This is a genomic window from Schlesneria paludicola DSM 18645 (assembly GCF_000255655.1).
Lineage (GTDB): Bacteria > Planctomycetota > Planctomycetia > Planctomycetales > Planctomycetaceae > Schlesneria > Schlesneria paludicola.
Genome location: NZ_JH636438.1, coordinates 209,871 through 224,990, shown reverse-complemented (window position 1 = coordinate 224,990; position 15,120 = coordinate 209,871). Strand labels below are relative to the sequence as shown.

Annotated in this window: 10 protein-coding genes and 1 pseudogene; 7 read left to right on the top strand and 4 right to left on the bottom strand. The window is 55.1% G+C overall.

Features of this window, described 5'->3' with window-relative positions; genetic code table 11:
- Positions 1 to 9: 9 nt before the first annotated feature.
- Positions 10 to 951, bottom strand: coding sequence for a 4-hydroxy-3-methylbut-2-enyl diphosphate reductase (gene ispH, locus OSO_RS0140870; RefSeq protein ID WP_010588457.1), 942 nt, complete (start codon positions 949 to 951; stop codon positions 10 to 12).
- 139 nt (positions 952 to 1,090) lie between these two features.
- Positions 1,091 to 2,812, bottom strand: a complete 1,722-nt coding sequence (locus OSO_RS49295) for an RDD family protein (RefSeq protein ID WP_157606265.1) — start codon at positions 2,810 to 2,812, stop codon at positions 1,091 to 1,093.
- 501 nt (positions 2,813 to 3,313) lie between these two features.
- Between OSO_RS49295 and OSO_RS0140860 the strand changes: the two genes are divergently transcribed.
- Positions 3,314 to 4,327 (top strand): polyprenyl synthetase family protein, encoded by a 1,014-nt coding sequence (locus tag OSO_RS0140860; protein ID WP_157606263.1) that lies wholly within the window; start codon positions 3,314 to 3,316, stop codon positions 4,325 to 4,327.
- A 22-nt stretch (positions 4,328 to 4,349) separates the two neighbouring features.
- Here OSO_RS0140860 and OSO_RS0140855 read toward each other — a convergent pair whose 3' ends face one another.
- Both OSO_RS0140855 and ispE read right to left on the bottom strand, forming a co-directional pair.
- Entirely contained in the window at positions 4,350 to 4,976 is a 627-nt protein-coding gene (locus OSO_RS0140855; RefSeq protein ID WP_010588454.1) for a SpoVG family protein, read from the bottom strand.
- Positions 4,977 to 5,261: 285 nt separating this feature from the next.
- The gene (ispE, locus tag OSO_RS47130; protein WP_010588453.1) at positions 5,262 to 6,170 is read right to left on the bottom strand and encodes a 4-(cytidine 5'-diphospho)-2-C-methyl-D-erythritol kinase; all 909 of its coding nucleotides are present in this window, start codon (positions 6,168 to 6,170) and stop codon (positions 5,262 to 5,264) included.
- A 469-nt stretch (positions 6,171 to 6,639) separates the two neighbouring features.
- Between ispE and OSO_RS49290 the strand changes: the two genes are divergently transcribed.
- The 6 genes and pseudogenes from OSO_RS49290 (at position 6,640) to OSO_RS47115 (ending at position 15,041) form a co-directional block, all read left to right on the top strand.
- A complete protein-coding gene (locus OSO_RS49290) occupies positions 6,640 to 8,451 on the top strand; it encodes a thioredoxin domain-containing protein (RefSeq protein ID WP_162130594.1) in 1,812 nt (603 codons plus the stop codon).
- A 277-nt stretch (positions 8,452 to 8,728) separates the two neighbouring features.
- Positions 8,729 to 10,201: a tetratricopeptide repeat protein gene (locus OSO_RS0140830; RefSeq protein WP_010588451.1), complete on the top strand. Its 1,473-nt coding sequence runs from the start codon at positions 8,729 to 8,731 to the stop codon at positions 10,199 to 10,201.
- Between the two features lie 239 nt (positions 10,202 to 10,440).
- Positions 10,441 to 11,979 (top strand): YifB family Mg chelatase-like AAA ATPase, encoded by a 1,539-nt coding sequence (locus OSO_RS0140825; RefSeq protein WP_010588450.1) that lies wholly within the window; start codon positions 10,441 to 10,443, stop codon positions 11,977 to 11,979.
- Between the two features lie 216 nt (positions 11,980 to 12,195).
- Positions 12,196 to 12,576, top strand: a pseudogene (locus OSO_RS50315) (GxxExxY protein).
- Positions 12,577 to 13,346: 770 nt separating this feature from the next.
- A complete protein-coding gene (locus OSO_RS0140795; protein ID WP_010588447.1) occupies positions 13,347 to 14,444 on the top strand; it encodes a DUF1559 domain-containing protein in 1,098 nt (365 codons plus the stop codon).
- 162 nt (positions 14,445 to 14,606) lie between these two features.
- Complete coding sequence (locus OSO_RS47115) at positions 14,607 to 15,041, top strand: hypothetical protein (RefSeq protein WP_010588446.1); 435 nt, start codon at positions 14,607 to 14,609, stop codon at positions 15,039 to 15,041.
- Positions 15,042 to 15,120 lie beyond the last annotated feature (79 nt).

The window sequence follows — 15,120 nt, the reverse complement described above, 5'->3', positions numbered from 1 at the left end:
GTCCCTGATTCAGTTTCGCGCCGATTGCAGCACTCGCAGTTCACGCGGCAGCGGGAACGCGACGTGCTCTTCGCGCGTGGTCACTTCTTCGATCGTTGCACCGAATTCGCGCGACAGCCATGCGATACAATCCTGAACGACCACCTCCGGTGCACTGGCGCCAGCGGTGATTAGGACCGTATCCGCGTCGCTGAACCATTCACGTTGCAGCTCTTCCGCCCCATCCACGAGAAATGAACGTTTCTCGAACGATGCGCCGATTTCCTGCAACCGCCGACTGTTTGAACTGTTCTGGCTGCCCAGCACGATCACCACATCCGAGTTCTTGGCCAGTTGCTTGACGGCATCCTGGCGATTGGTCGTCGCGTAGCAGATGTCTTCTTTCGGCGGACTTTCAATCTTTGGAAACCGTGATTTGAGCGAGGCGATGACGCGTCCCGCTTCTTCGACACTCAGCGTCGTTTGAGTCAGGTACGCGACCTTCGCATCGAGAGGAAATGACAACTTCGCGACGTCTTCTGGATCTTCGACCAGCGTGATGCTCGCCGGCGCTTCGCCCATGGTGCCAATCACTTCGTCATGCCCCTCATGACCGATCAGAACGATGTGATATCCTTCGCGGGCATACTTGACCGCCTCGAGATGCACCTTCGTCACCAGCGGGCATGTGGCATCAATCGTCTGCAGTTTTCGAGCTCGCGACTGCTCACGAATCTCTGGCGAAACCCCATGCGCCGAATAGAGCAGAATCGATTGCTCGGGTACTTCGCTGATCGCATTGACGAACGTGACGCCCTTCTGCGTGAATCGTTCGACAACGTACTTATTATGGACGATCTCATGGTAAACGTAGATATTCGAACCGAACATTCGAATCGCCTCGTCAAGGCATTCAATCGCCATGTTCACACCGGCGCAGAAGCCGCGCGGATTGGCCACCAGGATCTTCATTGAAAACGTCTCTCCACAAGTTCACCTCGAATTGTTCATTGGGATTCTAGCATCGCGCACCAAGGTTGCGGGAGGGATGTCCGAAGAACGAAACGTGAGGCTTACGCGATCGAGGGATGGACAAGCGGTCGTGGATTGGTCAGGAATTCCATTTCGTCCGATCTGGATTCCGCACAACGACGGTATCGGCAGCAAGATCACCCAGACGCTGCCAATGCTTTGTCAGGCCGATCAAGATCATCCCGGGTTGCCACGCCAGCAGGAAAACACTGTCGAGATAAACGAGCAACTCGCGCGCGAGCGCCCGGACAACTCCGCACGGACGCAGGGTCGTCCGTAGTGTCCGTATCCCACATAACCATTTTCCCGGGGTCACGCCCCAGCAGCCTTCGATCACGCTAACGGCAAAAATCGAGAGACTCCAAATTCCGAACGTGGCAAGAACCGCAAGCACAATCGCGTCCGAAACTCGCTCTGAAGTGGCTGCCAGCGTACGGGAATCAAGACTGAGGGCTCGCGTGAATCCAAGATATGCGGGGTAAACCAGCATGACAGTGTCGATCATCCGTGCCACCCCGCGACGTAGAATCGATGCATGTGTCGCATGGCGGTGGCCGTAGACATATTGCGGTGATCGGTACTTTCTCATCAGCCACGACGCGCCCAAAGCGAGGACCGCCGCGGCCAGGACGTACCGCGATAGCCAGCCAATTAATACCCGCGACTGCAATCGTCGCACCGCAACCGCGGCCGCCTGTCCGATCAACCGCGGGTTGACGGGGTCATCGAACACAAACAGCCGGAGATTGTCTGTCACAAGATAGTTTGTTGGCCCGGTCACGACGCTGAACGACGTGAGAACGAGACCGGCCGGCATAATCTTCAAGACCCAGCCACCATCTTCGAATTTGTAAAGCAACAGCCCGGTATTCGTCGCGGGGACGCAGGCCGCCCAAAGGTCCTCTTTAATCAACATTTCCTGGGACGGTACCTGCGTGCTGAAGCCACTTGGCATCCCTCGCCATCCCTGCAACATCCTTGGGCTGAGGGGCTGTGACACTGTTCGGTCGTCATAGACCGGCCTTCGATTGACGGGATGTAACGCAGAAACTGCATCTTGAACGGGCTCAATCACAAGACCTTCACGCTGATGTGTCGCGGCCCAATTCGAAAAGAACACAAACGACTTCCCTTCGGCAATGACGACACTGACCTCGGAGTAGTCCGGCGCCCCCAGTACCGATTCCGAAATCGTACCGGGGAGCTGTGTCTGCCCCATCACCTCCCATTCGCCCTCGTTCCAGGTAAGAAGCAGGTGTTCACCATCGCGGCTTCGCTCGAGAACAGCGAGTCGCCCCTCGTAGACAAACGGAGCCGTCGGGCGATTGAGACTGCGGCGCGGACTTCGCGGAATCGCCTGGCTGCCGTCAATTCGATAAACCACGGACGGGGTGACGGCGTACAAGATATTGTCGACGACCAACATTCCGACCGGTGCTGGCGAAAGCACAAGGCCCGTATCTTTGACAGTGCCTGTCGTCAGATCGATGGTCAACAGGCGCGATGACGGAGAATTCCGCCCAGCGGGCCATGCACCGGGCATGCTGGAGGGTGTTGCGGAAACCCAGACCTGACCTTGCCAAACCGCCGTCGACCCTGGCCGAAGTGAATACGATTGACTTGAGCCGGTGAACGTCGGTGCCACCGTTGGCTGTGACCGAAGGGCGTCGCTGACATTGACGTCAACCGCAAAGCCGACAAGCAGTTGAATTCCCGCTGATAAAACGACCAGTGCCATGAAGCCACCCAGATAACGGCGACTGTAGTCGGTCGAAGCAGGATCGATGCCAGAAGATTCCACAGGACTTTCCACCATGGTGTGCGTCGCCGCTCGGAAAACAGTTGAATTGAAATCAATCTGACGGCATTTTGCCGACATGCGTGATTCGATTCGTTGACGACGATCAAACCACGCCACAATTCAGGCATTCTGACTGACTGAAATCATGCGAAATTGATGACAGGGACGCAATTCGAAGCCTCGAAAATCACGCATTGAGAATCAAAACACAGGGACGATCGTCCCCGGTTCTCTGGTGGAAAAGATCGTCTTTCCCTGGCCGACGAATTGTGTGACCCATTGGCGTTTCCAACTACCAGCCGATAACCTAAGCTCTGCCGGAGGAATTGTCCGTCAAAACCCATTTCCTGTCGGCAACGCGACAAGCAAGTAAGACTTGGCGCCTGGCCGCTAAGTTGGCGTTTTTTGACAAGACAGTGTTAACCTTCGCAAGTCGATTGCGGTTTCTCTTTCGTTCCATGGGATCGAAGCAGAGTTTCCGGTTTGAAGTCACGGTGCGAAATGACCCATCAGATAGCAGGCGACGCGGTAATGCAGCAGGGTGTTCCGGTGCTGACGGCTGTTGAACAAGCCATCGGAAAAGAATTGTTGGAGGCCGAACAAGTTCTGGCAGAAGAACTCGGCAGCGACAATCCGTATGTCAGCGACATTCTGCAGCATTCGACTCGCTTTCGTGGCAAGCGTTTGCGCCCCATGTTGCTCCTCCTGACAGCCAAAGCCGCGGGCGGAATTCAGCACGATCACAAAGTGCTCGCAGCCGTGGTCGAAATGATTCATCTGGCCACGCTTGTTCACGACGACGTGCTCGACGAAGCCGAGACGCGTCGCCATGTTGCGACGGTGAATGCCCGCTGGAACAACGAAACGAGCGTGCTGTTCGGCGACTATCTGTTCACGCATTCTTTCCATCTCGCAAGCAGTCTCGACACGACGTACGCCTGCCGACGCATCGGCCGGGCCACAAACGTCGTGTGCGAAGGCGAATTGTCGCAGATCAAAGAACGTGGCAATCTCGATCTGACCGAAGAAACGTATTTCAAGATCATCGACGGAAAGACCGCAGAATTGACGGCGCTGTGCGGCCATCTTGGTGCCCGCTACGCTCAGGCCGACCAGACCATCATCACCGCCATGGAACAATACGGCCGATCACTCGGACTGGCATTCCAGATCGCAGACGACGTACTTGATCTGACAGGAAACGAACGAAAAACCGGCAAGTCGCTGGGCAGTGACCTGCAGAAGCAGAAATTGACCCTGCCATTGATTCGACTGCTCAGCACATCGCGAGACGAAGATGCGGTCAAGATTCGACAACTGCTCGCACGGCCGAATGAAACGACACGCGAACAACTGACGCCGTACCTGGAACGAAGTGACGCGTTCGATTACACAAACCAGCGCGCAAAGACTCTCGCCCAAGACGCACGACGGCAACTCGAACTGCTCCCGAGCACACCCGCACGACGCATTCTGGCCGAGATCGCCGACTTCGCCGTCCAACGCTCGTTCTGAGCCGTGACCATTCAAGACCGCATCAGATAATCCCGGCACCAAACTTTTCTTCGTCGTCGCGAAGAGTCCGCTGTGCCACGGCGAATTGGTTTGATGACGCCTCAATACCATTCAGATGCGGGGCCGTCTGGTGGCTCTCTCTGTTGTCACGGCGATGAAATGCGTCGCCGCCTCGATGAAGGCGACTGGATTCAAAGTCACCAATGTCGTCCTCACACAGACGTGCGAAGTTGTCCTCGCCGTAGTCGTCATAGATGCAGACATAACCCGGCTGCTTGGAACGCTCGAGCTCGCTGACATAAGCGATCAGCACCTGCTCTTGAATCATCTCGCGGCATTCGGAATTAATCGGGTGTGCGATGTCCGCATACAACTTGGCGCGGCCATCGTCCGACTTGGCGGCCCGATCGTGGTGCAGACGGACACCACATTCATTGCAGAACTGTGCTCGCAAATGATTCTTCGCTGAACATCGTGGACAATGATCAGTCAGCTTGCGGCTGGGCATCGCGACGAACGAGCCCTTGGTGCCCTGGATAATCTTGAGGTCGCGGATCACAAAACTGCCATCGAAGGTCAGCGAACAAAACGCCTGCAATCGCTCGTTTGGATCGCTCATCAATTTGATGCGAATCTCGGTGATTTCCACAACAGTTCTCCTTAACCGGTCTTCAATCGCGGCGAATTCTCCGCATCGAAGAGAAGGTTCCTGACGTCCATAACCACTTCCCAAAACCCATGTAGCGCCATGAGAAAATACCCAATTCAGCCATTCCGCCCTCTTACCGCAACTTGGCCAGGCACCGAGAATCGCGAACGTTGCCTGCTATCCAATGCCGCGTGCATCATCCGAATGAAGATAGTGCTAAAAAATCTGTTTCGTTTTTGAATGTCGACGAATGAAACGATTCTGACCTGACATTTGACGCCCGAATTATGGGCAGCTTCGTGCGATGTGAACCCAAGGAACGCCCGACGCCCGCAAACGCGCCGCAACTGTTTGAGCGTGACGCGCCGAAGCGCAGATCCCGAAATATGATGTACCACTTCCGCTCATTTGATGCCCCAGAACTGGTAGCGAACAGAAGCGTTCACGCAGTTCTTGAACCTCGTGATTCAATGATTCGGCGGGTCCCTGTAATCCGTTGTGCAACAATCGCACCAGGCGCGATGAGTTCGACTGTTTCATCGACTCAACAAACGACTCTAAATCGGGACCTTGATCATCGGGACGGCAGTGCTTGAAGACTTGAGGAGTCGATAGACCGGTCGCCGGTCGCGCGACCACAAAATGCAGTCCGGCAGAGTGCGACAGTGGCTCGACAATTTCACCACGTCCGCGACAAACCGCCGTCGAGCCCCCTCCCAGGAAAAAACCGATGTCACTTCCCAGTTGCGCGGCCAGATCCAGCAACTCGGCCCGCGACAATGAGAGGTTCCAGAGACGATTTAATCCCGACAACGTTGCTGCCGCGTCACTCGAACCACCACCCATCCCGGCCGCAGCAGGAATTCGTTTGGTGAGAGTGATCTGCACGCCATGACTGACACCCGCATATTGCCTGATCAACTGCGCCGCGCGCCCGACGAGATTATCGAGCCCCGTTGGAATCGGCTGTGAAGGGGATGTAAGGGAATTCCGTGTGCCCGCCATGATCACACGAAGCTGGATCTCTGACGAGTCACAGGAGTCAAACCGCAACGTATCAAACAGATTGATGGCGGTCATCACGGTTTCAAGCTCGTGAAACCCATCGTCTCGACGCCGCACAATGCGCAGGAAAAGATTGAGCTTCGCTGGGGCCAGCACAGTCAGAGAACGAATTGCTGGTTGGCAGAGCATGCTGGTCACATCCTGTGGACCCGCCCAACCTGCGTGAGTTGATTCTATCATGTGGAGACCGCGCACGTCTCCGACCAATCAACGAACGAAGGAATGACTACACTCTTATGCACAAATCGAAACAGCTAAGCGTTGGGATCGTATGACCGGTATTCCAACCCGTCAATACCGCTTTGGACGGACGGTTCCTCATCTCTTGAAGGTCGCCCTGAAATCGCGATCTCCAAATTCAAATTGGCATAAACTGTGCATAACTCTCTCGATGCCAGTCGTAGTTGCCATTCGATCGGATTTTGAACTGACTCGTCTTCGTGGGATGCGGTGACCGTCAGTTCAGTATGATCGAAACAACTCAATACGGAACAGGCACTTCGGCCATGGATGGCTCGAATCTGTCCGAATTGTAAAAATGACCGTCGCAAGACGGCCTCGATTGGAAAATTTACAAAAAGGCACGGAGGCCGAGTTCATGCAGGATCGAGTTCCCAACTCGCCGGACACTTTGTCACGGTTGACCGCCACCTCTTCAGGGACCGACCGAAACTTCTCTCAAAGCGCGCATGATCGACGATCACACGCCACGAATGGATCGCGATCGCGATCTCCGTTGGGGTTCTGGAATGGACTTTTCCTCTGCGGCACTTTCCTCTTCGCCATCGCGGGCGGAATGATGGTGACGACAACCATCTCGGCCCAGGCGATTGACCAAAACAACATTCTGCTCGACTTCTCTGCCACCTGGTGCGGTCCGTGCCAGCAAATGAGCCCCCTGGTTTCCAAACTGGAACGAGAAGGACTGCCGATCCGCAAAGTCGACATCGATCGCGAAGCCGAGTTGGCCCGACAGTACAACGTCACATCGATTCCCTGCTTTGTATTGGTCTCCAACGGCCGGGAACTCAACCGAATCGTCGGCCCCACGAGTGAGAAAAATCTGCGGCAGATGATGACGATGCTGCAAAAGAGTCGAAACGACGATTCCACCGCCAAGCCTTCGCGGACGGGTGGCCAACTGATTTCCACCGCGGACGCAGGCAAATCCGCCACCAAGGAAAAGAAGCAGACGCCAAAGCTGCCGTCGCTGTTCGCCAAGAATCCCGAAACCAAACTGACGCCCACCGACGGACAGGACACGATTCGCGGCCAAAACCCAGGAGAAGGGCTCGTTGCCACGGGATTGGTGGAATTGCCGATGGCCGCCAGCACACGGATCCGCGTCACGGATGGCTCGCGAGTCCACTTTGGTTCGGGAACCATTATCGACGCACAGGACGATCATGCAGTGATCCTGACCTGCGGTCACATTTTCCGAAAACTGGGCAAGGACGCGGTCATCGAAGTGAACTACTACGTCGACGGGCAATCCCATCCGAAGACGGCCATCGGAACCATTCTGAAATTCGATCCGTCGGGCGCCGACCTGGGATTGCTTGAGATTCCATGCTCCGAACGCCTGACTTCGATCAAACTCGGCTTCGCTCATAGCCCACTCTCTGTCGACGACCGCGTCATCAGCATTGGTTGCGGCCGCGGTGATCCCCCCAGCGTCCAACAGCACTCCATTACCGCCATCAATCGATATGACGGCCCAGACAACATCGAATGCAATGGAATCCCTCAACTGGGACGTTCGGGCGGCGGATTGTTCCGTGGTGCGGAAATCGTCGGCGTCTGCATCGCCGCAGATCCCAAGGATCAACGCGGGATCTACACCGGATTGAAACCCGTGGCGGAGCTCCTCGGCCGATGTAAACTGGACCACTTGCTGCCATCAATCCCCGGCTCTGATCGGGGCGGAGCCCTGGTGGAAGCAACGCCACCCCCGTCTGCCCCAGATTTCAATTCGGCAAACAACGCCTTGGCCACCGCGAACCAACAACGCCTTGATGAGGAAGTCGTCAGCCTTTTGAACGAAGCATCGCGATCAGGCGGGACCGCAAACTCATCCATTTCCGACTATGTCGGCGCGGAAGTTGTCTGCATCATTCGCCCCCGAACACCGGGTGCGATGAGTCGCATTGTCATCGTGAATGAAGCCACCGAACGATTCACCCACGACCTGCTGCATGAATCCGACAGCCGTTCAAAATCAGCCCCTGTCGACACCGCGCAAAAGGCTCCTCGAAAGAAGTCGGCGACCCATCGATCCAACGGCCTTGCGGCGAACGACACACAAATGGATTTGCAAAAGCCGAACATGACCAACGCGGCTGCGAAAGAAGCCCACCGAACGGTGGAAACGTCGTTTGAGCCACAGCGGTATCGTCGCAAACGCGACTGATTTTTCGCGATGGCCATCACGTCCGAAATCAAAAAGACGAGGTGCGAGCCGCCATTGGCTGCTCGCATCTCGTCTTTTTCGCTCTTTGATCTGTCGCGAATCGCCGAGAGATCGGCCCGCCGGTTCGTGGAGCACGGCGAATTCGTCGTGTGAGCGACGCGACGGCCGGCGACATCCCGTTAAAAGCAACCCTTTCTTGATTGGGTTCGGTCCGTACGTTGTGGTACTCTTGAGCAAAACAGTCTCTGACGATGATTGACCTTGCTGAGATCGCACAATGTCTGATTCTGGCTACTCCCCCGAAGAGATCCGTAAACGCAAACTCGCGTCCGATTGCTTCAAACGCGCCACGGAAGCGATGGCAAAGCAGAATTGGGACTACGCGGTCGAAATGCTTTTGACCTGTGCCAAAGTCCAGCCGGAAAATCTCGTTTATCGCCAGTCGCTGACCGGTTGCCTCCGGAAGAAATACAAAGACAACAAAACCGGCGCCAGCATGACGTTCATGAAGCTGCCGGGGATTCGTTCGCGGCTCAAGAAAGCGCGCAGTGCCAAGAATTGGTCGGAAATGGATATCGCGGCGCTCGAAGGCCACGCTCTGAACCCTTGGGATGGACAGTTCAACGCAGACCTGGGTGACGCCGCACGCCAACGCGATTTTCTCGAAATCTCGGTCTTCTATTACGAACTGGCTGTCGGACCCGACGGTGCTCCGAAAAACGTCGAATTCCTCACAGCCCTCGCCGATGTCCACGAACTGCGACGCAACTACTCCGCCGCCATCGCCACCCTGGAACGAATTGGCAAGCTCGATCCACTGAATGGTTCCATCCGTTCAAAAATCATGGGACTTGGCGCCGACCAAACGATCAATCGTGGTCGGTATGACGAGGCGAAATCGACTCAGGATGTGAAAGAAGTCAAAAACGAAGCCCCCAAACAGGGCTACGAAGAATCCGTCAAAGGCAACGTCAAAACCACGAAAGAAGTCCTGGCACCAGGTGAATCAGAAGAAGCCGACCTGCTGCGAATGACTCGTAAAGAACCCGCGAACGTTGCTCACTATTTGAAATTGGCCGATTTCTATCGCCGTAACGGAAAGCTGGAAGACTCCGCGAACACCTTCAAACTGGCGTTGAACGTCAGCAATGACCCCAACATTCGCGAACAGATGGAGGACGTTGAGCTGGATATGGTCCGGCGGAATCTGAACTTCGCCAAGGAATCGGCCTCGAAAGATCCATCAAACGAACAATCGCGGCTGGATGTCGCCGAACTGGCGACCGAACTTTTGCAACAAGAGATTGAAATCTTCAGCCGACGCGTCGATCGATATCCGAACGACCTGCGACTCAAACACGAACTGGCCAAGCGGTACATGCGTGCCAAGAAGTTTGACAAGGCGATCCCCTTGTTGCAGGCCGCTTCGAAGGACATCCGCATCGAAGCTCAGGTGCTCGCCAGTTTGGGATCGTGCTTCCTGGCAAAGAAGCAGAACAGCCTTGCGAAGCGCCAGTTCGAAAAAGCCCTCGAAAAACTGAATGCAAACGACAACCCGATTCCGTTCAAGGAATGTCACTACTACCTGGGACGCCTGTCCGAAGAAGCGGGCGATAAGGCGGATGCCGAAAAGCATTACACCGAAATCCTCGCCATCGACTACGACTACCGCGATACCGTCGATCGGATGACAAGAATCCAGGGTGGCGACGAAGAGTCCAATCAGATCGACACCGGCGAACACGAATAGGTGCCTGACAGGTCAGTGCACTCTGATTTTCACCGTTGAGCGTCGCTTCCTTCGCCACATCATCGCGAGAGAACGAATTCCGCGGCAGCAGGGCTGACATGCGTTGACGAAACTGACACAATCGTCAACCTGTTGCAAATTGCGCTAACTCATCGCTCATGACGCTGTCCGCCCCACGCGAATTGGCTCAGTCAGGACGATTTGTTTCTCAATCCTGACGTTCGGAGTACCGGTCAACGATGCTCGCCAAACTGACGACTTATTCGTTGCTGGGAATCGATGCGCTTCCGGTTGAAGTTGAGGTCGATATTTCGCCGGGAGCCATCCCGAAAACCATCCTGGTCGGATTGGCCGAGGCTGCGGTTCGTGAGAGCACCCATCGCATCGAACGGGCCCTCGTGAATGGCGGGTATGTCCGACCATCCGATCGGATTGTGATCAACCTGTCTCCGGCCGACTTGCCGAAAGAAGCGGCGTCGTTCGACCTGCCGATCGCCTTGGGACAACTCATCGCCAGTGGACAATTGACGTCCGATGTGCTGACTCAGTACGCCGCGATTGGTGAGTTGGCTCTGGACGGTTCCATCCGCCCCGCAAAAGGGGCTCTTTCCATGGCATTGGCCGCGAAAGAGCAGGGCCTGCGCGGCTTCGTTGTCCCCGCCACAAATGCGATTGAAGCGGCCGTTGTGGAAGGAATCGATGTAATCCCCGTCGGCTCATTGACCGAAGCAGTCGGCTTTTTCAGCGGCCAACTCGAAATTGCCCCCCAGCCATTCAGTTGGACCGACGCGTTCGTCGCATTTGGCCAGTACGGAGTCGATTTTTCCGACGTCCGCGGACAAGAATCCGCCAAACGTGCCGTCACCGTTGCCGCCGCAGGTGCGCACCACCTGCTCATGCTGGGAAGCCCCGGAACAGGCAAAACGTTGCTGGCATCCCGACTGGGAACGATCCTGCCTGAGCTGGCACCCGAGGAAAGTCTGCAGACAACACGAATTTACAGCGCGGTGGGTCGCCTGCAGCCGGGCCAGCCACTGATGCTGCAACGCCCCTTTCGTGCTCCGCATCACACGATCAGCGAAGCCGGCCTGGTCGGCGGGGGGAGTGTGCCATCGCCGGGGGAGATCAGCCTGGCGCATAATGGCGTGCTGTTTCTCGACGAACTTCCCGAGTTCAACCGACGCACATTGGAGGTGTTACGGCAACCGCTGGAAGACGGGATGGTGACGATCAGTCGCGCCATGGGCAGCCTGACGTTCCCCGCCAATCTGATGCTGGTGGCGGCCATGAATCCCTGCCCCTGCGGGTATCACGGCGATCCGAGACGCCAATGCAACTGCACACCGATGCAGATCGAGCGGTACATGTCACGCATCAGCGGCCCCTTGCTCGACCGTCTTGATATCCACATCGAAGTTCCGCCGGTTCCGTTTCGTGAACTTTCCAATGATTCCGCTGCCGGGACCAACAGCGAAACGATGAAAGCTCAAGTGATCGCCGCTCGGGAAATCCAACATCGTCGATTTGGGAAAGGATCATTACGCCTGAACGGACGAATGCTGCCGTCACAGATTCGCAAGTACTGCAAGCTCGAATCCGATGCCGAGTCCCTATTGAAGAACGCCATGGAAGAGATGGGCCTTTCGGCTCGGGCTCACGACAAGATCCTGCGAATCAGCCGAACCATCGCCGATCTTGAAGCGTCCGAAAACATCTCCGCCGTCCATCTCAGCGAAGCGATTAACTATCGCACGCTAGACCGTTCATTTTGGAAATGACGCTGGAAATATCTGAAGACAAGGCACAAGGACTCACGCGATAGGGGCAAAGACACAAACTAATTCGAAAAGAAATTAACGCCAAGCCGCAAAGGCGCGGAGACACAAAGAATGAGAAGACAATAACCCCCGCCGCATTTACCCTTTGCGACTTGGCGTTAAATTGCCTTTCTGAACTCATTCCATTGGCCACGTGATCAGCGGGAATGCAAGTCGATGACCGAGAATGAAATCGCGAATCAAATTGTGAACGCCGCGATTGAAGTACATCGCACTTTAGGTGGACCGGGCTTGCTGGAGTCGGTGTATGAAGAGGCATAGGCTTGGGAACTGACTCAACGCGGCCTCAATGTTGCGAGGCAGGTCAGCCTACCCCTCCAATACAAGGGGAAACTTCTCGCCACACCCCTAAAAGTCGATCTGATCGTAGGCGATCTGGTCATTGTCGAGTGCAAAGCGACGAGCAAATACCACGAAGTCTTCGAAGCGCAGACGCTCACATACTTGCGCCTGACCAATCTCAAACTCGCTCTTGTCATCAACTTTGGCGAACGGCTTGTAAAAGACGGAATTCATCGCGTTGCAAATCGACTCTGACGGGCGAATCCAAGATGAGGGAATTGATTTCAATGTCCAAACGGATTCGGAAAGAAAAGAAGGAAACGCAAAGGCGCGGAGACGCAAAGAATGTGAAGCCAATAGCCGCCGCCGCATTTCCTCTTGGCGCCTCCGCTTCTTTGCGACTTGGCGTTAAATTGCCTTTCTGAACTCATCCCAGAGAACCCATGCGATCAATAAGGAAGCAGGTCGAAGACCGAAAAACCCCGACTGCATCCGCGCATGCACTCCTGGATTCTCGGGCTCTAGTCCCGAACACAACCAATAATGCAACACCCATAAGCACGCACGCTCAGTACACCGAAGCAATTCGCAGTGAAATGGCGAATCGTCGTAGTTGAAATGCAATACGGTTTTGCAACTGATCAAACATTCTCCGCATCCTGAAAAATGGCTGAAACTTCCGAATCTGCCGCAAGGTAAACATAAGTACCTTCATAGGATGCGGGCCAGAGGTGTGGGTATTTCTGTCCAATGTTCATGAAGAATTCACCCATCCCAGTCGATTTGGAACCCGACTTGCTCTAACGCAAGTCCTTTGCAAATAAAACGTTCTGACTGACACGATTTTCCTTGGCGCACGATTTCCCGAGCCACTATAAAAGTTGACTGAGCCGTAAAACCGGAATTCGACTTGTCTCAAGACGATTGATTCACATCGCCCTTCCGCTTCAACTGACTGAGCCCAAATCTCATTAGATTTTGGATTTTTACCTTAGTTCCTCGGTTGTTTTTCTGGAGACGAGACCATGGCAAGACAGGTTAGTGCAGCGCGTAAACGCGGGTTTACGTTGATCGAACTGCTGGTGGTGATTGCGATCATCGCCGTCCTCATCGCATTGCTGCTTCCAGCAGTGCAACAAGCTCGTGAAGCTGCCCGGCGCACGCAATGCAAAAACAATCTCAAGCAACTGGGATTGGCGCTTCACAATTACCTCGACGTGAATCTGCGATTCCCACTGCCAGCCCTGATGAACTCGAATGCTGGTGGTAGCGGTGGCGGTGTCGGCGGGGTGATGACGACAAACGTCTGGTCGCTGGCTATCCTCCCGATGCTCGATCAGGGCAATGTCTACAATCTGTATAACTTCAATATGTCGGCTTACGACCCGGTGAATGCGGCCGCTGGTCAGACGAAATTGCCCGCATTCCTTTGCCCGTCTACGCCACGTGCCTCGAACAGCATTACCTACACAATCCCTTCTGCACTGCTGACGTCAGTCGGCCTGAGCACCGCGAACTGGACCCTGACAAACGCCGGTGCGACGGATTATGTCTGTACGAACCGCGTCCGGGACAAATTCCTGAATGTCGTCAACAATGTGACGAACAGCCAAGTTCTTGATGGTTGGGCGATGGGCGGAACCATGAACGCGAACTTCCCCGTTTCATCATGGAACATCCCAAGTGGTGGTCGCATCTCGGATATGACCGATGGCACATCAAACACGATGATGGTGGGCGAGCTTGCAGGCCGGAATCAGCTTTATCACGCCCAACGACAGGTGATTGCCCCAGCATCGGCATCCGATGAAGCCGCCTACCAGTCTTTGATTGGCGGCGGTGCCTGGATCTGCCCATTTGGTGGTAATTGGGAACTGTCGGGTCGTCCTTATGACGGCGGTACGAACACGGATCGCGGCCCATGCGCAATCAATTGCTCGAACGCTAAGATGAGCACTTCACGCCCATTGCAAGATGCCGCAGGATTGTATTCGTGGCATGTCGGTGGCGCACATGGCCTGATGGGCGACGGAGCCGTTCGCTTTCTCAATCAGAACATGAGTGGAATCACCATGGCCGCTCTGGTCTCGCGAAGTGGTGGCGAAGTTGTCGGCGAATTCTAATCGCCGATTCAAAAACAATGGCGAACAGATGCGGGCAAGAACCCCCTGCATCTGTTCGCATTTTTGCTGACGAATTCTGCGCTTCAATCCGCGTTTAAACCAAGTCAAGTACTGGCTTTTCAATAACCGCTGATATCAACGAATGATGAAGGACCTTAAGAGATGACGGGTATCAAGCACGGACTAATGCTCCTCGTGACGGGGCTTCTGATTGGTTGCCACCAGCCTCCTACAGGTGGGCCTCGATTACCAACATCGCCTGTCACAGGCATCGTCTTTGTTGACGGAAACCCTGCGGAAATGGTTGAAGTCACTTGCCAGTCCGATGGTGAATCATCGGCGATCAAATACCCGCTGACGACGACAACAGACAAAGATGGCAAGTTCTCGCTGACAACATACCAGACCGGCGATGGACTCCCCGAAGGAACTTATGTGCTCGCCTTCAAGTGGCTTGAGCCGTCCCTGGTTCCCGTTGATAAATTCAAGGGCGCGTACGCTGATCTGAAAAAGTCGACTTTTAAGGTCACCGTTATCAAAGGTCAAAAGTGTGACGCAGGAACGATTGAATTGTCCTCTAAGGGTCCTGGAAAGTAATTTGTAAATATCCCCCGAACTGGCAGAGTCAGAAAGCCTCTCACTTCCAGGGACGGCGCACCAGGACGAGGCGACTTCG